This window comes from Mycolicibacterium aromaticivorans JS19b1 = JCM 16368, assembly GCF_000559085.1.
Lineage (GTDB): Bacteria > Actinomycetota > Actinomycetes > Mycobacteriales > Mycobacteriaceae > Mycobacterium > Mycobacterium aromaticivorans.
This window is the reverse complement of record NZ_JALN02000001.1, coordinates 3559312-3580443: the sequence shown is the minus strand read 5'-3', so window position 1 is coordinate 3580443 and position 21132 is coordinate 3559312. Positions and strand designations below refer to the sequence as shown.

Below are 21132 nucleotides of genomic sequence, written 5' to 3'. Positions count from 1 at the left end.
GTTCCGGGGCCAAACTAACCGCCCCGTCAGCGCAGTGTTGCTGTCAACCACCTGTCAATGCGGTCAGCCACGGATTCCCAGCCGTGCTCGAGCATCATGTTGTGGCCCATGCCGGGAAACATGACCGGCTCGGTGCGGTAAGCCCGCGCGGTCGCGGCGACTTCCTTTGGCGTGAAGAACCCGTCGAGCTCGGCGCCGAGTACCAGTACCGGAGCCCTGACGCGCTTGGGTCGTGCGAGGTGGCGGTAGAGCAGATCGCGGTACAGCACCCGGGCACTTTCCGCGCTCAGCCGCGACGTGCACGCGATGACGATCTCGTCGGGGGTGGCGGAATGATAGAAAGTTGCTCGTGAAACACCCTGCGCTGCAAAGAAATCCAACGGTCTGCTGAAGGAACGGGTGCGCACCGACTGGCGCCGATGACGCCAGGCCACCCGCACGGTCGCAGGCGCGATACCCGTCGGCGGGGCCGACGCGACCAGCACCGCGGCCGGCGCATCGTGGACCGCCAGGTATTTCTGAACCACGAATCCGCCCATCGAGTGACCGATGACCACCGGCGGCACGGGCAGGCGGTCAGCGACGGTTTTCACATCCTGGACATAGTCGAGGACGCCACAGGAGTTGATCGGCACAGCCGACGGGCTGGCACCGTGGCCCCGCAGGTTCAGCGCAAGAGCGTGATAGCCGCGCTCGGCGAAGTAGTCGAGAAAGTGGTCGTCCCAGCACCAGGCCCCGTGGAAGGCCCCGTGCACGAACAGCAGCGGCGTGGAGCGGGTGGCAGTGGCCCCGCCCTTGTCGATCACCTCGAGCACAGCCGCACCCTATCGACGCAAGCCGTGGTTTGGCGGACGAATGCGTCGGCAACAAGTATCCGGTGATCTGGCTCCTGCAGCTGCCCGCACCGCTCGTCGGGGTCGTGGTGGTCGTCATCACCGTCGGGCTGGCCGTGCTGGGACTGGTGCTGAGCCGACGCATCCTTCCGCAGCGACGGTTGGCACGGTCGGGTTCAGTGGCGGGCCACGTGTTCGACCTGGCCGGGGTGCTCTACGCCGTGCTGGTGGCCTTCGTCGTTGTGGTGGTGTGGGAGCAGTTGAATCAGGCTGAGCGGGGCACAGAGGCCGAGGCGTCGGCGATCTCAGATCTGCTGCGCGATTCGACGGGCTTGCCGGTCGCCGACCGGGCCGGGATTCAGCAGAGCCTTATCGACTACACAAAGGACGTCGTCGACGACGAATTTCCGCGCATGCGGCGCGGGGAGACCATCGAGCAGCAATCCGAGCACCTGACCGCGGTGTGGAACAGCTTCCTGCACATCGAGCCGACCAAGCAGAGCGAGATCGCGTTCTATCAGCAATCCATCACCCGACTCGACGAACTGGGCAGCGCCCGAAAAACACGAATCTCCGGCAGCCAGTCGGAGATTCCCGGCGAGTTGTGGGTGTTGCTGTTGGGGGGCGGCATGGTGATGCTGTTGTTCACCTATACATTTCCCTCCTCGGACGTCGTAATCCACGGCGCACTGATCGCGTTGGCCGGCTCCCTGCTGGCATTCGTTCTCTATCTGACGTTTGCGATGGAGCATCCGTTCGTGGGTTCGATCGCGGTGCAGCCGACGGCCTACGAAAGCGTCCTGGACACGTGGTCTCAGCTAGCGGGGAAGTAACGCAGCTCGAGCCGTCTGGCCGGGTACCGTGCGGCGGGTGGGACGCGTCGACGGCAAGGTTGCCCTGATCACCGGTGCCGCTCGCGGGATGGGTGCGGCCCATGCCCAGCTTCTGGTCAGCGAGGGCGCCAAGGTGATTCTCGGCGATGTTCTCGACGACGAAGGCGCCGCGGTGGCCGCTGCCCTCGGCGACGATGCCCGGTATATCCATCTCGACGTATCCGATCCCGACCATTGGGCGGCAGCCGTGGCGCTGGTCCTGCGGGAGTTCGGCACCCTCAACGTTCTGGTGAACAATGCGGGCATTGTCTACCGCCGCACCCTGAAGAACCTGGAACGTGAACGCTGGCAACGGGTTATCGACGTCAACCTCACCGGGACCATGCTCGGCATCAAGTCCGTGATCGCGCCGATGATCGACGCGGGCGGCGGTTCGATCATCAATATGTCGTCGATCCAGGCGATGCGCGGGACCCCGGGTAACCACGGCTACGTCGCATCCAAATGGGCGATCCGCGGGCTGACCAAATCAGCCGCACTCGAGCTGGCGGCCAACAACATTCGGGTCAACTCGCTGCACCCCGGCATGATCCGCACCCCGATGACCGCACACATGCCCGAGGATCTGGTCGCTGCCCCGATGGGTCGCCTCGGCGAGCCGGACGAGGTGTCGTCGTTCGTGTTGTTCCTGGCCAGCGATGAATCGTCCTACGCAACCGGCTCCGAGTTCGTGATGGACGGCGGTCTGATCACCGACGTCCCGCACCGGATGTCCGACTAGTCACACGACTGCGGCACACACACATCGGTGGGGACCATGCGGTCCCCACCGATTTTGTGTCAGGCCTCTCCGGTCAGAATCCCGGGTGGTGCTGATCGAGCTGGTTGTGTGCCGACAGATCGGTGCTCGCCTGACTGTGCGACGCCGCGCTGTCGTGGCTCGTGTCGTACAGCGAGTGGCTCGAGTAGTCGGTGCTGGCATGCGCCGACTGGTCGTCCGTCGAGTGATCGGGCACCGGAGTCACCGCGGCATGACTCGACGCGTCGAAGGCCGAGTGCTGATCGACCGTCGCCGAAGTGTGGCTGTTGTCAACCGAACTCGAGGTGCCGGCGTTGGCCCCACCCTGCGTCGTGGTGATCACCGAGCCGCCGTTCGAACCGGCCGCGACCTGTCCGCCGCCGGTCGCCGAGCCACCGGTGTGGATGACGCTGCCCTGCGACGGGGTGGTCGCCGAGCCTTGAGCGCCTGTCGACACCGTTGCGCCGGCCCCGGTGTTGACCGAGCCGTGGCCGCCGAGCGCCGCGGTGTCGTGGCCCAGGATGTCGGCCTGACCGCCAAATCCGTTCTGGAACGACGTGTTCCCGCCCGCCGAGACGTGATCGGCCGCTGCCGAGCCGCTCGTCGAGCCGGCCGCCTGAACCGAATTGTGCAGATTCAGACTCGTCGCCTCGTGGTTGAGGAAGTTAGAGCTTGCGCCGCCGGAGGCACTGGCCCCGCCTGCGATGCTCGACCCACCGCTGATTCCGGTCTGGCCGCCAGCGTGCGCAGCCGACGTCTCCGACGCAGCGACGTGGGTCTGGCCGCCGACAACTCCACCGAGGTTGGTCTGCCCACCGAACCCGGCGGCGACGTTGGTCTGGCCGCCAAGGGCCGCACCGTCGTTGTGCAGGAAGCTCGCTGCGGCGGTGTTGCTCGCCGCCACCTGAGCGCCCGCGGTCGCACCGCCAAGCGGACTGGTGAACGCCGCCGCAGTCGTGCTGCTCGCCGCGGCATTGCCGGCTGCGGTCACACCGGCACCACCGAGACCGATCGCTCCGCCACCGGCCGCAGCCGTCTGGCCGCCGATGCTTGCGCCGCCGAGCGGGCTGGAGAAGCCGACGTTGGACGCGCTGTTGAAGTTCGCATTCTCCTGAGCGCTGAGACCGGAGCCGACGTTCGCCGAGCCGCCGGCGCCGCCACTGGCACTGGTGGTGGTGCTGCCGCTGAGTGCGGTGCGCCGGTCGGCGTCGACCTCGTTGGAGTCGATCACCCGAGCGCGGTCGTTGATCTGTGCACCACCGGCAAGCTGGCTGCCGCCGCCGGCGGCGAAGTTGCTGCCTGCGTTGACGCCGGCGCCGAATTGACCACCAACCTGACCACCAAAACCGGTCTGTCCGTGGATATTAGCGCCTCCTCCGAGGCCGGCTGCGGCGCCTGCGCCTGCAGCTGCGGCGCCACCAAGCTCCGCCCCGCTCTGGAAACCGCCACCAAGCTCAGCACCACCGTTGAAGCCAGTGTTCACACCAAAGCCACTGTGCCCACCAAGCTCGGCGCCACTCTGGAAGCCACCGCCAAGCTCAGCGCCACCTTCGAAGCCACCACCGGCACCGAAGCCGCTACCCAGGCCGACGCCCGAGTGCCCACCAACCTCAGTGCCACCCTCAAAACCGCCACCCAGGCCGGCATTGACACCGCCGCCAAGCTCCGCCCCGCTCTGGAAACCGCCACCAAGCTCAGCACCACCGTTGAAGCCACCACCAAGCTCAGCACCACCACCGGCACCGAACCCGGTCCCGAAACCCGTGCCCAAACCGGCACCCGAGTGCCCACCAACCTCAGTGCCACCCTCAAAACCGCCACCCAGGCCGGCATTGAAACCACCACCAAGCTCAGCGCCGCCGTTGAAGCCCGCACCCGCACCAAAGCCGGTCCCGAAACCGCTACCCAGACCAATGCCCGAGTGCCCACCAACCTCAGTGCCACCCTCAAAACCGCCACCCAGGCCGGCATTGACACCGCCACCAAGCTCAGCGCCACCACCGGCACCGAACCCGGTCCCGAAACCCGTGCCCAAACCGGCACCCGAGTGCCCACCGATCTCGGTGCCGCCCTCAAAACCGCCACCCAGGCCGGCATTGAAACCACCACCAAGCTCAGCGCCGCCGTTGAAGCCCGCACCCGCACCAAAGCCGGTCCCGAAACCGCTGCCCAGACCAACCCCAGTCTGGCCACCGATCTCGGAGCCGCCGCCAACCGCGGCGCCCAGGCCGGCGTTGAAGCCCGCCTCGACCTCGACGTTCAGTCCGGCTTGGAACCCGGCACCAATTCCGGCGCCAAGCCCGGTCTGCAGACCTCCGCCGGTGTTGAATCCGCCACCAAGCCCGGTACCGAGGCCGACGCCGCTCTCCAGGCCGCCGCCGACTGCTCCACCGAGGCCGAGGCCGGTCTCGACACCGCCGCCGAGCGCGGCACCGAGGCTCTCGCCCAGCCCGACACCGAGTCCGTCACCGACTGCGGCGGCCAGATTCGAGCCACCGTCGACTCCGAGATTCAGAGCCTGGTCGGCGACCACGCCGGCAGCCGCCCCGGGGGCCGACAGGAGTCCGTCGACCGGTGCGAAGCCGTATTGATTAGAAAGAGCCTGAGCCAGGCCGGACACCGGGTCCGCACCGACCAGCTCCAGGCCGGGCACTGCGGACGCAGCGACCGACTGGATCTGCTCGGGGCTGACGTTGGCCAGCCCTGCGTTCGCCAGCGCCGCATTCGGGTCGGCAACATACGACTGCGCAGCAGACTCGTTGTTGAACAGGTCAAGGATGAATTGAAGCAGGGAGTCCATTGGACGTTCCTTCCTAGTCTTCTTGGAAAGCTCGATCGCCGGCCCCGCCCGGTGATTACTAGCCACGGTATGGAGATGACGCGCACCCCGAAATGGGGCGCGGTCCCCTACCCGATACGGGGTGTACCGGGATATCCCAGCAACCCCCATTAGGGGGTTAGGGGATCACTAGGGTGTCCGCCGCGACTTCGCAGAACACTGTCAGTCGGATCGGTATAAATACTGTTCAAGGCGCTAACCATGAGCAAGTGCCGACTGTGAACTGAGGCACAACCGTTACCGGTTTATTGACAGTCAGGTAATTATCAGCAAATGGCGAACGGGTAAATCCGCACGTGAGAGCCGGCGCAGGCGCATAGAGATGCTGCCCACATCCGGGGGTCCCGGGTGTGTACAGATGCGATCCGTTATGCCGCGTGACGCGGGTGGCTTGGATGTTCGTCCAGCCACCGGCGCTCAACACGCACCACCCGGTGATGCTCGGCCATGATCAGCAGCGCGCCGACAATCAGCAGTCCCGCCGCGATCGAGCTCAACACCAGCAGCAGCTCATGATGGTTGTAGGCCAACGCTGCGATGACACCTACCAGTCCCACCACGCCGAGCGCAATGAGCAGTAATCCGGGAAGCCACAGCGTGTCGATGAACGATTCGCCGGCGTGCGGTTGTGTTGTGCGGGAGTGATCCACCGGATCGCGATATGCACCCTTCATCGCGTCTCCCTTCTCGAGACGCTTCCCAGAATACGCTTGATGTGACCCACGACACACCTGAGCGTGCCCTGATAAAAACCTGATATTTACCTAAGTGTCAGATACCCTCGCCCATAGTCGATCTCTCGGGGGAATCGCATGTGTGGGCTGCTTCGCGTGGTTGGACCTGGCTCCCGTTTTGCCGCGGGCGCCGTCGCAGCGATCGTCGCCATCGGGTTGCTGGCCGCGCCGAACACGGTCGCCCGGCCACATGACCCACCACGCCAGGCATTCTCGGTAGACCTACAAGCCGCCCCCGTTGACCGGCCCCACTCTGCGTCGCCAACTGCCGCTAAGACTCTCTCGCCTCTAGCGACATCCAACGGCATCAAGGCGATCGCACTGGCGACCCTGTGGTATCTGGCCTTCCCGGTCACCGTGCCGGTTAGCTTCCTGCTCGCGGGATGGCTGGGTGTCTACGCATTGGGAAGCGACGCTCGGAACCCGAAAGTCGCCGATCCATGGCTCGTGAAAGCGGCGCTCGACATATTCGTGTACGCCCCGTTGAACTTCATCTCGTACGCCGTCACAAGCCCTGTCTCACAGCGGAATACCCCATCAACCGTCGCCACGAGCAGGCACTCGACCGAGTTCCGCGCACAGGGCCGGGGACGCCACGTCGCCCACGGTCTCGCGTACTCGCGGAGACCAGCCATCTCAAACCCCATACCCGACCCGGGGCTGACGTTGCATGAGACCACATCGAGCAGATCCGAGCTAGCCAGCAAAAGGTGTCCCCAAGCCGCCCGATCAGGGCGGCCCACGATGAAGGAACGATCACATGACTGAATCGATTGCCAACAGTGCCAATATCTTTCGGCTCGCTGCAGCTGGCATAACGACGGTCGTTGCGGTCAGCCTGGTGTCCGCGCCGATCGCACAAGACGTTGCAACCCCGCGGCACCCTCACGCGATAGAGCTGTCCACGATCGTGGTTGATCTGACCGCCGTGGCACAAACCACCGCAAACAGCGCAAGATCCGACCGTAATGCCGCGGCGATTCCGCAACTGAACTTTGCACCGCCTACTCCGCAGCAGGTGGTCGCGACTATCGGCGTGATCGCTGTCGCGTCGGCTTGGTATACGACGTTCCCGATTACTTTGCCACTGAGCGTCGGCATCGGAGTGTTGCTGAACGTGTTGGTCAAAGGCGTCAGCATGCAGCCGATCACACTCGACCCCGTTTTCATTCTCCAATCGAGCCTCGCGAGCTTCCTATTGGCCCCCTACTTTCTGGCATCCCCACTGATTGCGTTGACCGCGGCGCCGAAACCGACGTCTGCTTCGGTGCAGTCGAATTCCACTCCCGCGTCTCGAACCGTGCTCCCCAACCTTCCCGCCAAGAGTGGCCTGGCAGGATCAGGACGCACGAGAGCGAGTTCATCTGCCGCCCAGAAGGAATCGCCGCATCGGACGGCTCAGCGCATATCGAGGACCACCGACAAGAAGCAGGCAGGAACCGCGGGATCAGGCCGCGCGACGAGCAAGACAACCCATTGATGAGAACTACCGCTATCGCCGCAGCGGCAATCATCTCCGCCGGCGTGGTGGCGGCACCCCACACGACCGACATCACGACCCCGTGTCTTGCGCCCGCAATTCAGACTCAAACCCTCGCCGTCGATCTCACCACCGTGGCATTTACTCCCAACACCGAATTCACACCACCTCGAAGGAGCGCAGCGGCGTCCGCCCACGCCAACGTCAGAGGGCAACAACTGCAGGGCGCGGTGACCTTGATTGCCGATCTCGCTGCTCTCGTTGCCTTGTCTCCGGTGTGGTACGCGGCCTTTCCCGTGACGATGCCGGCGAGCATCGGCGTAGCCGTGCTCTTCGACGCAGCGTTGCACATCCTCGGCGGGAGCCTCAATCAACCGGAAGCTCTGACGGCGCTCGGGCTCGGCCTCGCCGGATGGGCGGTCGGCCCGATCTACCTGGTGAGCCAAGCCGCCGGCGTAACCGGCAAGTACCTCAGTTCGCTTGTCTCGCCAAGCACGACGCCGACGACTGCAGCATCATCCAAGCGAGGTTTCGCTGGCCCACAACGAAACGCCGGCATGAATACTGGCGCCAAACCGACACCGTCGTCGCACCGAATCACTACGGCGCCGCGCACCAGCGAGCAGAAACCCAAAGCGACGGCCGGCTCGGGCCGAAGCACCAGCAAGCAGCCCTGACGCCCTAAGGCTTGGGCGTCAGGGCACTGCCCTTCAACCATTCGCCCCACGGGAGCGACCAGTCACCGTTCTGCCAGATCTCCAGCTTCGGACCGCCGGTGTTCTTGACCTCCACGACGTCACCGGGCTGCGAGAAATTGAAGAACCACGAGGCGTTCGAACCGTTGAGATTCAGGCAGCCGTGCGAGGTGTTGGTATTGCCCTGCGCCCAGACCGTCTCGTTCAGTTGATGCAGATAGATGCCGTCGGTGCTGATCCGGGTGGCGTACGGGATCTTCACCTTGTATCCCATCGACGAGGCCACCGGCAGACCGTAGGTCGACGAGTCCATCGTCACCGATTCGGCTTTGTCGATCACGGTGTACACCCCGGGTGGGGTCCAGAATGAAAACGTCCGTCCCGCAATGGTTTGGTAGCCGCCCTGCCCCATCGACGTCGGCATCGACCGGACGAGTTTGCCGTTGTCGAACACGCTGACCGTCTTGGTCGTGTCGTCGGCGACGGAGACGTGCGCGTCGCCGATCGTGAAGGTGGCCTTCTCGTTTTCCTCGCCGTACATCCCGTCGCCGACTCGAACCCCGAAGATGTTGGCGGCCACTGACACGGTGGTGCCCGGCGCGTAGTACTTCGCCGGGCGCCAGTGTGCGGTCCTGTCGTCGACCCAATACCAGGCCCCCTGCACCGGCGGGTTCGTGGTCACCACCAGGTTGCGTTCCGCTGCCGCCTTGTCGGAGATGTTTTCATCGAAGCGTGCGGCGATGATCGTGCCAATGCCGTAGCGGATGTCGTCGTGGATCGGCAGCCCGCCCGGAGTCTCGAGGTACACGTGGGTGAGGTAGTCGGGTGATGCGGTGGAGAACTTGGAACTTCGCGTCAGCGGCAGACCGCTGGCACCTTGGCTGGCGACCTGCATCGTGTAGGTGCGCCCGTACTTGAGGGGCTGGGCCGGTTGCCATGACGTCCCATCCGGCGACAGCACCCCGGTCAGAACGTTGCCGTAGTCGTCGACCAGCGAGACGTTGGTCAAGCTGCCGCCGACCACTTGGGCGGAGACTCGGCTCATCGGGCTGAGGTCGGTTGAGCCGTTCGCCGGCGCGATGCCGAGCATCGGTGGCTTGGGCGGCGCTGGCGGCAACTGCACCTGGGCGGTCGCGGTGGCGGTCTTGCACACGCCCTGGCACCCCGGCGACGTCGCTCACCAGAACAGCGAGAAGCAACACCCCCACCACCAGGCCGGCCGTGCGAGCCGGACGGGAAAAGACCACCGAAAATCACTCCAGAACAGGTCGACGATGTGTTGCCGGCGTCACCTTTGACGCCTGAGATCATAGACTTCCGCAGGTCCGGATAGTCACCCGGCGAACGCCGACCCAGCGACGACCTGCAGCAAACATCCATTCATTAGCGAAATTTAATTCCCCCGATACCAACTCAGTGCAGCGCACTGCCTTTGAGCCACTCGCTCCATGGCACTGTCCAGTCACCGTTCTGCGTCAGCTGCAGCGGCGGGCCACCGGTGTTCTTCACCTCCACCACGTCTCCGGGTACGGAGAAGTCGTAGAACCAGGCGGCATTCTCTCCGCTGAGGTTGAGGCAGCCGTGCGAGGTGTCGGTGTTGCCCTGCGCCCACACGGTCGCGTTCAGCTGATGCAGGTAGATGCCGTCCGGGCTGATGCGAGTGGCGTACGGGATTGTTTCGCGATAGCCCAGCCGCGAGTTGATGGGCAGCCCATAAGTGGACGAGTCCATGATCACGGGGTTGGCCTTGTCCATCACGGTGTAGACACCGGGCGGGGTCCAGAACGACAGGGTCTGTCCGCCGATCGTCTCTGTGCCACCGCGGCCCATGGAGGTCGGCATGGTGCGTACCAGCTTGCCGTTATCGAAGACGCTGACCTGCTTGGTCGTGTCATCGGCGACGGAGACGTGCGCATCGCCGATGGTGAATGTCGCGGTGGAGTCCTGTTCGCCATAGAGCCCGTCGCCAAGCGGCACCCCGTAGATGTTGGCCCGCACTGTCACCGAAGTGCCTGGGGCGTAATACTTCTCAGGACGCCAGTGGGCGGTTTGGTCGTCCATCCAGTACCAGGATCCGCGCACCGGCGGATTGGTGGTGACCGACAGGTGCTGCTCGGCGGCGGCCCGGTCGCTGATGGGCTCACCGAAGTGCGCGACGATGACGGTGCCGATCCCCAACCGGGCACCGTCGATCGGCTGCCAGCCCGCCGCGGTGAACGACACCTGGGTCTGATCGCTGGGCACCAACGTCTGGAACGTCGACGACATCGTGGACGGCACACCGCCGGGGCCACGGGCCTCGACGGTAAGGGTGTAGGAGCGTCCGTAGCCCAGCGGCACGGTCGGCTTCCAGGTCTTGAAGTCCGGAGTGACGACTCCCGGGATCGGCTTGTCGGCGTCGTTGACCATCGTGACGTGGGTCAGCATGCCGGTGTTGGCGACGACGGTGATCCCGCCGAGCGGGTCGACGCCGGTGGCACCGTCGGCCGGGGTGAGGGTGACGGCGGCAGGGTCCTTCGACGGCGCCGGCTGTGGAGTGAGGGCGGCAGCCTCCGTGCGGCAGTGCTCAGGGCAGTGCGGCGCGGTGGTGACGACAACCCCGCCGAGCACGGCCAGCACCGCCAGAACCACGCCAAGGCAGGCTCCACGGGCTCGACGACTCACGGTCAACTTGTTTGCTCCATGCGAATTTTACGAGGTTGGCCACTGTTGGCGGGATACCCAAATGAGCCGGGCCCCTGAAGCATAGACGCACTGGGAGCGCTTCACGTTCGGGCAAAGGCGCGTGCCGCGTCACAACATGGACAAGACTCGAGTACATGACCGAACCTGGCGCTGCACGTGTTGCGGTGTACCTCGACTTCGACAACATCGTCATTTCCCGCTACGACCAGGTCAACGGCCGCAACTCTTTTCAACGCGACAAGGCCAAGGGATTGGAGGCCGGCAAGCTGGCTCGGGCACGTGTCGATGTGGGGGCGATCCTGGATTTCGCGTCGTCGTTCGGGACGGTGGTATTGACGCGCGCGTATGCGGACTGGTCCGCCGATGTCAACGCCGAGTACCAGCAGCAGCTGGTAGGCCGGGCGGTGGATTTGGTGCAGCTGTTCCCGGCCGCGGCCTACGGAAAGAACGCCGCCGACATCCGGCTGGCTGTCGACGCCGTCGAAGATATGTTCCGACTGCCCGACCTGACGCACGTGGTGATCGTGGCCGGCGATTCCGACTACATCCCGCTCGCTCAGCGTTGCAAGCGGCTGGGCCGCTACGTCGTCGGCATCGGCGTGGCCGGTTCGTCGAGCCGTGCGCTCGCGGCGGCCTGCGACGATTTCGTCATCTATGACTCACTGCCCGGTGTCCCGGAAGTCGAGCAGACGTTGACTGAGGAACCACCGAAGCGAACCCGGCGCGCGAAATCGGCCGACAACGACAAGGAGTCGCCCGACCCGCAGACCGCGGCGACCGCGCTGTTGCAGCGGGCGCTGCAGATCGGTCTGGGCAAAGACGACGCCGACTGGCTGCACAATTCTGCGGTCAAGGCTCAGATGAAGCGGATGGACCCGTCGTTTTCGGAGAAGTCGTTGGGATTCAAGTCGTTCAGCGACTTTCTGCGATCCCGCACCGACGTCGTGGAGCTCGACGAAAGCTCCACCACCCGCATGGTCAAACTGCGTTAGCGGCGGGAACGACGCGCCAGCAGCCAGGCCTGGCCGTCGCCCTCCCCCGCAGCCAACGGCTGCAATCCGGCGAATGCCTTCCGAAGCTCACCGGCGCGGGCGCGGAACGGCCCCGGCTCGGCGCCGACCTCGCTGAGCACACTGATCGCGAGCAGACCGTCCGCCGCCAGTCGGTCGCGGATCGGCGAATACAGGGCCGGATCGCGAAACCGATGGCACAGGATCATCGTGGCCGGCGGCCCCGGGGTAAGTCCGTCGTCGAGATCGGCGACCGAGAACGTGCAGCGGTCGCCGACTCCGTGGCTGCTAGCCAGGCCCTGCGCTTGCTCGATCGCCACGGCCGAGACGTCCACAGCCTGTACGGTCAGCCCGCGCTCAGCCAGCCACACGGACGCCTGCCCGAATCCGCAGGCCAGCTCCAGCGCGTGGCCCGCGGTTGGGACCTCGTCGGCGTACGGCGCAAACACCTCGGGCAGACGCGGCGGCCCGGCTGTCCGGCCCGCGTATTTGCCGTCCCAGCTGACACCGTCGGCCTCGGCCACGCCGACCACGGTAGTCGGCAAAATGCCCTCGCAGAGCGATGATTGAGATCAGGCTGAATGGGTACACCGCGTCGGATCCCTACCCACGCACTGAGGACGGAACGCCTGTGACTGACACACCCCGTACAACGTCTCCCTCATCGCAGTGGCTGTCGAAGTCCGCGTCCCAGACTCGCGGGTCGGACAAGAAGGAAGTGCAGTTCCACTACGACATTTCCAACGACTTCTTCAAGCTGTGGCAGGACCCCACCCAGACGTACAGCTGTGCCTACTTCGAGCGCGACGACATGTCCCTCGAAGAAGCCCAGATGGCCAAGGTCGACCTTTCTCTGGGCAAGCTCGGGCTGGAACCGGGCATGACGCTGCTGGATATCGGTTGCGGCTGGGGCTCGACGATTCAGCGCGCCGTGGAGAAGTACGACGTGAACGTCATCGGCCTCACGCTGTCGGAGAACCAGAAGAAGCACATCGAGCAGAACCGGTTCCCGAACATCGACACCGACCGCAGGATGGAGGTTCGGCTGCAGCCGTGGGAGGAGTTCGACGGCAAGGTCGACCGGATCGTCTCGATCGGCGCCTTCGAGCACTTCGGCTTCAACAAGTACGACGACTACTTCAAGAAGACCTTCAGCTGGATGCCCGACGACGGCGTGATGTTGCTACACACGATCATCATTCCGGAGGACGAGGAGATCAAAGCCAAGAAGCTCCCGCTGACGATGTCGCGGGTGCGCTTCATCAAATTCATCATGGATGAGATCTATCCCGGCGGCCGGTTGCCGCTCGCCTCGATGGTCCGTCAGCACGCAGTCACGGCCGGCTACAACGTGACCCGCGAGCAGCACCTGCAGGCGCACTACGCCCGCACTCTGGACACCTGGGCCGCGAACTTGGAGGCCAAGAAGGACGAGGCGGTCGCGATCACCTCAGAAGAGATCTACGAGCGCTTCGACAAGTACCTGACCGGGTGCGCGGATCTGTTCCGCAACGGCTACACCGACATATGCCAGTTCACGTGTGAAAAGGCAATCGGTTAGCCTTTTTTCATAGTTGGCGTCGTGACGGCGTACACATCTCAAGAAGAGGGGGTCGGCCGACGATGACGGAAAGTGGTTCAGGTTCAACGCAGCTGCGCCCGGCCTACGAGGATGTCCAGGCGCACTACGATCTCTCGAACGACTTCTTTGCGCTCTTCCAGGATCCGACGCGCACATACAGCTGCGCGTACTTCGAGGGTGAGGACACGTCGCTCGAAGATGCGCAGCTCGCGAAAATCGATCTGGCACTGGACAAGTTGGGCCTGCAGCCCGGAATGACCTTGCTGGACGTCGGCTGCGGCTGGGGTTCGGTGATGAAGCGCGCAGCGCAAAGATTCGACGTGAACACCCTCGGTTTGACGTTGAGCAGAAATCAACGCGCATTGGGCCAAGAGGTGCTGGATGCTGTCGAGACCAAGCGGTCTCGGCAAATTCAGCTGCGCGGCTGGGAAGAATTCGACGAGCCGGTCGATCGGATCGTCAGTATCGAAGCGTTCGAAGCGTTTCCGAAGGATCGCTACGCCGCGTTCTTCGACACCTGCCACCGCGTGATGCCCGACGACGGTCGAATGGTGTTGCAGACGATCATGGGCCACCCGCTGAAACGCTGGCCGGAGCTCGGGATCCCGATCGTGATGTCGGATCTGAAGTTCATGCGGTTCATCTCCAAGGAGATCTTCCCGGGCGGGGCGGTGCCCTGCGACGAGGACGTCATCGAATTCTCGGAGAAGGCCGGCTTCGCGGTCGAAGAGCTTCAGTACCTGACGCCGCACTACGTGCGCACCCTCGACATCTGGTCGGAGCGGCTGGAGGCCGCGCGTGATCGGGCCATCGAGGTGACGTCGGTCGAGGTGTACGACCGCTACATGCGCTACCTCATCGGCTGCTCGGATTTCTTCCGCCGGGGCGTGTCCGAGGTCGGGCAGTTCACCTTGGTCAAGCGCTGATCAGGCGGCACCGAACGCCAGGACCACGTTGTAGCCGCCCATGCCCATCGTGGTGCTGACGGCATATCTGTAGTCGGCTCGACGCGGCCGGTCGACCACCACGTCGAGGTCGATCTCGGGATCGAGGTCCTTCAGGTTGCGAGTGGCCGGCACGACACCGTCGCGCAGCGCTTGCACAGTGAGGACCGCCTCGATCGCTCCCGCTGAGCCCAGCGAGTGGCCGAGCGCCGCCTTGGGCGCGTAGACCGCGGGCATGTGGCCGCCGAAGGCGTGCCGGATCGCGCGGGCCTCGGCGAGGTCGCCGAACGTCGTTCCGGTGGCGTGGGCGTTCACGTGGTCGATATCGGATGGCTGCAAGCCGGCCAGGTCGATCGCGTGGGTGATAGCGGCAGCGGCCGTTTCCCCGGTCGGGTCCGGCCGGAGCAGGTCGTAGGCATCGGAGTTCGTCGATGCACCCAGGAGCCGAGCCAGGATCGGTGCACCGCGGGCCTTGGCGTGCTCCTCGGTTTCGATCAGCAACATGGCGGCGCCCTCCCCGAGCACCATCCCGTCGCGGTGCCGGTCGAAGGGGCGGCACGCGCCGGCCGGGTCGTCGTTGTTGGTGGACAGCAGGCCCAGCTCGTGGAAGGCCGCCACCGGCACCGCCTCGACCTGGGTTTCGACGGCGCCGCATATCGCGATGTCGGCCTCCCCCAAGACTATGTGTCGCCAGGCCTGGGCGATCGCGCCAGCGCCGGATGCATCGCCCATCAACGGCGCAATCACACCGGCTCTGGCCTTGCGTTCCAGCCCGACCGCGGCGGCAGGCGCGTTGGGCATGTGCATCTGGACCGCCAGCGGTGACATCGCCCGCAGACCGCGGGCGTGCCAGTCGACGGCACCCTCTGCGATTTCTTCGGTGTTCGCCAGGGCCGTACCGATCGAGACCAGCAACCGACTGGTGTCAACCTCGGGTGAGCCGGCGGCCGCCCACAGCCTGCGGCCCACCACTGTCGACATCTTGCCCAGATAGGACAGCCGGCGAAGCTCTACCCGGTTGAGGTGTTCGTCGAAGTCTTCGCGCAGGGTCCCGCCGATCCGCACCGGCGACTCGTATTCGTGGATGAACCACTTGTCGAGTCGGCGAATTCCGCTGCCGCCCTCGAGCAACTGCTGCCAGGTTTCTTCGGCGTCCGGTGCCACAGCAGTGGTCGACGCCACTGCCGTGACCACCACATCGGCGAGTCCGTCGCCGGTCCGCAACGCTGTCATCACCGCTGACCCCTTCGGTCGCGTCCAGGTGACGCGAGGGATACCCGCTACTCCGGGAATATATACCGGCTTCAAGCTGATATGCTTGCAACAACGTTGGCAGCTGGAAACGGCCGCCAGCACGTCGTGGAACACCTTCACTTCACCGGCACAACCGCTTTGCGGAAGCCGAGTTCAGCTGATCAGTGCCACCAAGCACACAGTCTCGCGGCGATCGATTTTGCCCTCCGGCAATCTCGCCATGTATCGATGCCCGAAAGGCTTCATGAATCCCGAATTGACGTTCGCCGATCTCGGCGTGCGCCCCTCATTGGTGCGCGCACTGTCCGACGGCGGCATCACCCATCCCTTCCCGATCCAGGTCTCGACCCTGCCGGACACTCTGGCCGGCCGCGACGTGCTCGGTCGGGGCAAGACCGGCAGCGGCAAGACGCTGGCGTTCTCCATTCCGCTGGTCAGCCGGCTGGCCGACACCACCCGGCGGTCGTCGCGACCCTCGGGCCTGGTCCTGGCACCGACCCGTGAGCTGGCCACCCAGATCACCGCGACGCTGCAACCGCTGGCTGAGGCCTCCGGTCTGCGGGTTACCACCATCTTCGGTGGCGTTCCGCAGAACAAGCAGGTCAAGGCGCTGCAGGCCGGCGTCGACATCGTGGTCGCCTGCCCGGGGCGTCTGGAAGACCTGATGCGCCAGCGCTTGATCACGCTCGACGCGGTCGAGATCACCGTGATCGACGAGGCCGACCACATGGCCGACCTGGGCTTCCTGCCCGGCGTCACCCGAATCCTCGCTGCCACCCCGGCCGGCGGACAGCGCCTGCTGTTCTCGGCGACCCTGGACAACGGCGTAGACAAGCTGGTGGCCCGGTTCCTGCGCGACCAGGTGTCGCACGCGGTCGATTCGGACACGTCGCCGGTCGACGCGATGACCCACCACGTGTTCCACGTGGCCGGCGTCGATGCCAAGAAGGACTTGGTGCACGCCCTGGCCTCCGGCACCGGACGCCGAATCCTGTTCTTGCGCACCAAGCATCACGCTCGCAAGTTGGCCAAGCAACTCACGCAGGCCGGTATTCCGTCAGTTGATCTGCACGGCAACCTTTCTCAGCCGGCCCGCGACCGCAACCTGGCGGCGTTCGCCGCCGGGACGGCCCGGGTGCTGGTCGCAACCGACATCGCTGCGCGCGGTGTCCACGTCGACGACGTCGAGCTGGTCGTCCATATCGACCCGCCCGCCGAACACAAGGCATACCTGCATCGCTCAGGTCGTACCGCGCGAGCGGGACGCACCGGCGACGTGGTCACAGTGGTGCTGCCTGAGCAGCGCCGCGACACCCAGGCGCTGCTGCGCAAGGCCGGCATAAAGGCCACCCCGCAACAGGTTTCGGCAGATTCCGAGCCCGTGCAGGCGTTGGTCGGCGAGGTCGCCGCGTACCAGGCTCCGCCACCCGCGCCGGCTCCTGCTGCGCCTCGCCACACCTCCACACAGGGCCGCGGCCGTGGTGGCCAGTCACGCGGCGGCCAGTCGGGCCAGCCTCGTGGCGGCCAGTCTCGTGGTGGCCAGTCCGGCAACAACCAAGCTCACGGTGGTGGCCAGCCCGGCCGGCGTCGTGCCCGTCGGCCGCGCTCAGCGGTTGGCACCAACTAGATTTCGTTCCGGCGGGCCCGCCGGAGCGAGCAAGGGATGCCTCCGGCATCCATCTGAATGAGAGAAGAAGAAATAGATGGCACAGGGAACTGTGAAATGGTTCAACGGCGAAAAGGGCTTCGGCTTCATCGCTCCTGACAGTGGCGAGCAGGATCTGTTCGTGCACTACTCGGAAATCCAGGGCAACGGCTACAAGTCGCTCGAGGAGAACCAGCGAGTCCAGTTCGAGGTCGGACAGGGACCCAAGGGCCCCCAAGCGACGCGGGTTTCCGCGGTCTGACTCGGACCTCATACCACAAGCAAGGGCTGGTGCGGCAATACCGCACCAGCCCTTCGCTTTTGGCAGGTTCAGTTCGGGGGTTCGATCAGCTGCCGAATCGCGTCACACACCGCCTCGAGCGTGTGCTCGTCGCGGGTGGACAAGGTCAACACGAACGAACCCTGAATGAGTGCGAGCACCACATCAGCGAGATCTTCGGCCGCGCGGTCCTGGCGAACGTCGCCGCGCTTCTGTCCCGCCGTGAACAGCGCTGAGAGCCGCGCCTTCCACCCATCGATTTGTCCGGCTAGTTGTGGCCGGAAGACGTCGGAGGTGGCGGCCACCTCGGTGGAGAATTTTCCGGTCAGGCAGGCCGTCTGGAAACCTGACTTGATGAAGACCTGGGACATGTCCCGGTAGTAGCCGGTCACTATGTCGGCGGTCGACAGGTCGGTTCTGGCGGCCCAGGTGGCGACCAGTTCCCCCTGGAACCCCATATATCGGCTCAAGACCGCCTGACCGAATGCGTCTTTGGAGCCGAAGTGGTGATAGAACGAGCCTTTCGGCACGCCGGCCTCGGCAAGGACTGCGTCGATCGTGGTCCCGTGAAAGCCGTTTTCATAGAACAACTTCGCGCCAGCGCGAAACAGCCGCTCCTTGTGCGAGAGCGCCGCTTCCTGCTGCGTCGTCATTCGAACCGCCTCCGAACCATCGGTGAACTGGGCTTTCCCCACTATAGGCCGCTTTCGTCCGCGATTAGACGATGTGGCCTAGACCACACGGTCTAGACCTATCAGTCTAGACGATCTAGTCTAGCGCGAAGAGGTTGATCGAACGGAGGACCGTGATGGTCGCTATCGGAGCCGGCGGACTGTCGCCGGGACGCTTCCTGAGCCGCATTGCTTCATGGTTACGTGCGCCCGCATTCGCCGAGCAGGAACCACGGGGTAAGAACCTCAAGTCGCCACCACCGCGTGCCGGCTTCGTCGAGCACTCAAGGATGTCGCGAGAGATGCACCGCCTCTGACGTGAGCTATGGTTGTCCGCGGTGGCCAGTCGGCTCCGCAGCCAAGCCGTCAACGCGCCACCCTCGGGAACAGAGGCCCACTGCATGTCGAAAAGCCCTGAAAACTCTCAACTTTCACTCGGCGTACTCGCTCGGTCGCGCAAAGAGAACGAGCGTCGGCTACCCATCCATCCCTCGCATATCGACAGAATCGACGCCGCGCTGCGACAGCGGATGTTTCTCGAGCACGGCTTTGGCGAACACTTCGGCGTCACTGACGAGACTCTGGCCGGGCTGGTCGCCGGGATCAAGCCGCGTGATCAGTTGATCGCCGAGTGTGACGTCATCCTGCTGCCCAAGATCCAGGCCGAAGACCTCGCGGAGATGAAGGTCGGACAAGTGGTCTGGGGATGGCCACACTGTGTCCAGGACGTTGCCTTGACGCAGGCCGCCATCGACCGGCGATTGACAATCATCGCCTTCGAGGCGATGAACCATTGGCACGCCGATGGTTCCTTCGCACTCCACGTGTTCCACAAGAACAATGAACTCGCCGGTTATTGCTCCGTCCTCCATTCGATGCAGTTGGCAGGCATCACCGGCAGTTATGGCCGACGGTTGCGGGCGGCGGTAATCGGATTCGGCGCGACCGCGCGTGGAGCGGTCACTGCCCTCAACGCGCACGGCGTCGATGACGTGCGGGTGCTCACCAACCGCGATGCGGCGGCGGTCGCCTCGCCGATTCACTCCACCCAGATCTTCAAGATGTGGCAGGACTCCGACGACGCAGCGCGTACTTGGGCGGACACCCCCGACGGTCCTGCCCCAGCAGCGACACTGCTGGCCGATAACGACATCGTCGTCAACTGCGTCCTACAGGATCCGGAGGCGCCCCTGATCTTCGTGACCGCAGACGAACTCGACGCGTTCGCTCCCGGCAGCCTGATCGTCGACGTCTCCTGCGACACCGGAATGGGTTTCAGCTGGGCCCGGCCGACGTCGTTCACCGACCCGGTCATCACCGTGGGTTCCGACGTGTACTACTACGCCGTCGACCACAGCCCGTCGTACCTGTGGAATTCGGCAACGTGGGAGATCAGTGAGGCGCTGTTGCCGCACATCTCGACAGTCTTGGCCGGACCGGATTTCTGGGAGAGCAGCACGACGGTCTCCCGGGCTGTGGAGATTCGCGACGGTGTTGTCCGCAACCCGACGATCTTGTCCTTTCAGCACCGGGCGGAGGACTACCCGCATCGCGTAGCGACGTAAGCCGCTGCTGCTGAACGACAACGGCGCCACGTTTCAGAGGCGCGAGGCTATCTCAATGGGTTCGCGTTGACGTTGAACGGGTCCGGATCGGCCACGTCGACCGCGAGCTGAAGCCAGAACCGTGAATTGAAGAACAGCAGGCTTCCATCAACATCAACCTTGAGCACCGCATCGGGCATCAGCTCATAGCCGGTGGCGTCTGGGTAACGACTTACTCGCCCGTCCGCTTGGTGAATCTGTATATCCATACCGGGATTGTGGTCTCAATGCTGAGACAGTGCGGCCGATCGACTCGTTTCGACGATGCGTGCGGCATCGTCTCTCGGCTCACTGGATCGACACCAGTTGATCAAGCGAGTCTCTGGGCAGATCGCCGTCGACGATCGCCATGACCTCCAGTCTGTTCAGCGTGATTGCGCCCTTATGGTTGTCCAGGAAGGCAATGTCCGCCGCGTCACGGCCGGTGGCAATCCGCACCAGGGTTTGCCGCGGCGCCAAGAGCGTTCCGTCGACGACCCTCCACTGCCCTCTCACGTACGCCTCGGCGACAGCGTGAAAATCCATGGGGTACAGACCCGGCGCGTACACCGAGACGACTCGGGCGGGCACGTTGACCGCCCGTAGCAGAGCGACGACCAGGTGGGCGAAGTCGCGACACACCCCCGCCCCCGCCAGCAACGTATCCACCGCCCCATCGATCGGGTCGCTGGAGCCGGGCACATAGTTCAATCTGTTTCCCACCCAGGACGCCACGTGCTCCAACAGCGATTCCGAGTCGAGGTAGTCACCGAACTCCGTTGCGGCGAAGCCATAGAACTTGTCAGCCTCCGCATACCTGCTGGGGCGCAGGTACCTTGACAAGTCGTACTCGGTCACTGGCGCCGGGTTCGTTCGGCCCACGATCGTCGCCTCATAGGCGACCCTCAGCGTTCCCACCGGAACATCGAGTTTGTGGATTCGGTTGCCATGCTCGCCGCTGATCTCCACCGCGGCGACGGGGAGCCCGTTCAGGACGAAGGACAACGCCTCGGACACTTCGGCTCCCGGATGCGGCGCGACGGCGATTTGGAACTCCAGAGTCGTCGGACCGCTGATCTCCACCTCGAGCTGGGCGGCCACCTCTCGCTTCATAACGACCATGATGCCCTGCCCGGCCGCGCTGCGCTCACGTCCACCAGAATCTCGACGGAGCGATAGCCGCAGGCTCTGAATGACGGCCTTCGGAATCCCAAATCTCCTCGGCTGCAATCAATTCTCGACCGCGCGCCGAGCGCCGGACACCC

At 64.7% G+C, this 21132-nt stretch carries 20 protein-coding genes and 1 pseudogene; 10 read left to right on the top strand and 11 right to left on the bottom strand.

What is annotated here, in order from left to right:
- Positions 1–26 precede the first annotated feature (26 nt).
- Positions 27–815, bottom strand: coding sequence for an alpha/beta hydrolase (locus Y900_RS17160; RefSeq protein ID WP_036343394.1), 789 nt, complete (start codon positions 813–815; stop codon positions 27–29).
- Positions 816–877: 62 nt separating this feature from the next.
- Here Y900_RS17160 and Y900_RS17155 point away from each other — a divergent pair, with 62 nt between their 5' ends.
- Entirely contained in the window at positions 878–1666 is a 789-nt protein-coding gene (locus Y900_RS17155) for a bestrophin-like domain (RefSeq protein ID WP_036347084.1), read from the top strand.
- A gap of 37 nt (positions 1667–1703) precedes the next feature.
- Positions 1704–2447, top strand: a complete 744-nt coding sequence (locus Y900_RS17150; protein ID WP_036343393.1) for a glucose 1-dehydrogenase — start codon at positions 1704–1706, stop codon at positions 2445–2447.
- Positions 2448–2520: 73 nt separating this feature from the next.
- On the opposite strand, the gene Y900_RS33085 is transcribed toward Y900_RS17150, so the two are convergent.
- The 3 genes and pseudogenes from Y900_RS33085 to usfY all read right to left on the bottom strand — a co-directional run bounded on the left by Y900_RS33085 (position 2521) and on the right by usfY (position 5978).
- On the bottom strand, positions 2521–3948 hold the full coding sequence (locus Y900_RS33085) for a hypothetical protein (RefSeq protein WP_131536197.1): 1428 nt from the start codon (positions 3946–3948) through the stop codon (positions 2521–2523).
- A gap of 1224 nt (positions 3949–5172) precedes the next feature.
- Positions 5173–5265, bottom strand: a pseudogene (locus Y900_RS33750) (IniB N-terminal domain-containing protein); the annotation flags it as partial.
- 407 nt (positions 5266–5672) lie between these two features.
- On the bottom strand, positions 5673–5978 hold the full coding sequence (gene usfY / locus Y900_RS17135; protein WP_036343390.1) for a protein UsfY: 306 nt from the start codon (positions 5976–5978) through the stop codon (positions 5673–5675).
- Positions 5979–6798: 820 nt separating this feature from the next.
- On the opposite strand from usfY, the gene Y900_RS17125 reads away from it, so the two are divergent.
- Together Y900_RS17125 and Y900_RS17120 are read left to right on the top strand one after the other, a co-directional pair.
- A complete protein-coding gene (locus tag Y900_RS17125; protein WP_036343388.1) occupies positions 6799–7518 on the top strand; it encodes a hypothetical protein in 720 nt (239 codons plus the stop codon).
- 47 nt (positions 7519–7565) lie between these two features.
- Positions 7566–8195 (top strand): hypothetical protein, encoded by a 630-nt coding sequence (locus tag Y900_RS17120; protein WP_192827523.1) that lies wholly within the window; start codon positions 7566–7568, stop codon positions 8193–8195.
- A gap of 4 nt (positions 8196–8199) precedes the next feature.
- Here the strand turns inward: Y900_RS17120 and Y900_RS17115 are convergent, their stop codons facing one another.
- Together Y900_RS17115 and Y900_RS17110 are read right to left on the bottom strand one after the other, a co-directional pair.
- A complete protein-coding gene (locus Y900_RS17115; protein ID WP_237752584.1) occupies positions 8200–9366 on the bottom strand; it encodes a L,D-transpeptidase in 1167 nt (388 codons plus the stop codon).
- 260 nt (positions 9367–9626) lie between these two features.
- Complete coding sequence (locus Y900_RS17110) at positions 9627–10877, bottom strand: L,D-transpeptidase (protein ID WP_420329773.1); 1251 nt, start codon at positions 10875–10877, stop codon at positions 9627–9629.
- A gap of 155 nt (positions 10878–11032) precedes the next feature.
- Between Y900_RS17110 and Y900_RS17105 the strand changes: the two genes are divergently transcribed.
- Positions 11033–11890: an NYN domain-containing protein gene (locus Y900_RS17105; RefSeq protein ID WP_036343384.1), complete on the top strand. Its 858-nt coding sequence runs from the start codon at positions 11033–11035 to the stop codon at positions 11888–11890.
- Here Y900_RS17105 and Y900_RS17100 read toward each other — a convergent pair.
- Positions 11887–12432, bottom strand: coding sequence for a class I SAM-dependent methyltransferase (locus tag Y900_RS17100; RefSeq protein WP_036347079.1), 546 nt, complete (start codon positions 12430–12432; stop codon positions 11887–11889). The two genes, Y900_RS17105 and Y900_RS17100, sit on opposite strands and share 4 nt — an antisense overlap.
- Positions 12433–12539: 107 nt before the next feature.
- Between Y900_RS17100 and Y900_RS17095 the strand changes: the two genes are divergently transcribed.
- Together Y900_RS17095 and Y900_RS17090 are read left to right on the top strand one after the other, a co-directional pair.
- A complete protein-coding gene (locus Y900_RS17095; RefSeq protein WP_036347077.1) occupies positions 12540–13469 on the top strand; it encodes a cyclopropane mycolic acid synthase family methyltransferase in 930 nt (309 codons plus the stop codon).
- A 62-nt stretch (positions 13470–13531) separates the two neighbouring features.
- Positions 13532–14416, top strand: coding sequence for a cyclopropane mycolic acid synthase family methyltransferase (locus Y900_RS17090; protein WP_036343382.1), 885 nt, complete (start codon positions 13532–13534; stop codon positions 14414–14416).
- On the opposite strand, the gene Y900_RS17085 is transcribed toward Y900_RS17090, so the two are convergent.
- Positions 14417–15667 carry a KasA/KasB family beta-ketoacyl-ACP synthase gene (locus Y900_RS17085; protein ID WP_036343380.1) on the bottom strand — a complete coding sequence of 417 codons (1251 nt, stop codon included), beginning with the start codon at positions 15665–15667 and terminating at the stop codon, positions 14417–14419. It abuts the gene before it with no gap.
- Between the two features lie 265 nt (positions 15668–15932).
- On the opposite strand from Y900_RS17085, the gene Y900_RS17080 reads away from it, so the two are divergent.
- Together Y900_RS17080 and Y900_RS17075 are read left to right on the top strand one after the other, a co-directional pair.
- Positions 15933–17315 (top strand): DEAD/DEAH box helicase, encoded by a 1383-nt coding sequence (locus Y900_RS17080; RefSeq protein ID WP_036343379.1) that lies wholly within the window; start codon positions 15933–15935, stop codon positions 17313–17315.
- Between the two features lie 76 nt (positions 17316–17391).
- On the top strand, positions 17392–17595 hold the full coding sequence (locus Y900_RS17075) for a cold-shock protein (RefSeq protein WP_036343377.1): 204 nt from the start codon (positions 17392–17394) through the stop codon (positions 17593–17595).
- A 68-nt stretch (positions 17596–17663) separates the two neighbouring features.
- Here Y900_RS17075 and Y900_RS17070 read toward each other — a convergent pair whose 3' ends face one another.
- Positions 17664–18266, bottom strand: a complete 603-nt coding sequence (locus Y900_RS17070; RefSeq protein ID WP_036347075.1) for a TetR/AcrR family transcriptional regulator — start codon at positions 18264–18266, stop codon at positions 17664–17666.
- A 419-nt stretch (positions 18267–18685) separates the two neighbouring features.
- Between Y900_RS17070 and Y900_RS17065 the strand changes: the two genes are divergently transcribed.
- Positions 18686–19849, top strand: a complete 1164-nt coding sequence (locus tag Y900_RS17065; RefSeq protein WP_036343375.1) for a N(5)-(carboxyethyl)ornithine synthase — start codon at positions 18686–18688, stop codon at positions 19847–19849.
- 47 nt (positions 19850–19896) lie between these two features.
- Here the strand turns inward: Y900_RS17065 and Y900_RS32145 are convergent, their stop codons facing one another.
- Entirely contained in the window at positions 19897–20097 is a 201-nt protein-coding gene (locus Y900_RS32145) for a hypothetical protein (protein ID WP_131536191.1), read from the bottom strand.
- Positions 20098–20176: 79 nt separating this feature from the next.
- Positions 20177–20980, bottom strand: a complete 804-nt coding sequence (locus Y900_RS17060) for a transglutaminase-like domain-containing protein (protein WP_192827522.1) — start codon at positions 20978–20980, stop codon at positions 20177–20179.
- Positions 20981–21132: the final 152 nt, after the last annotated feature.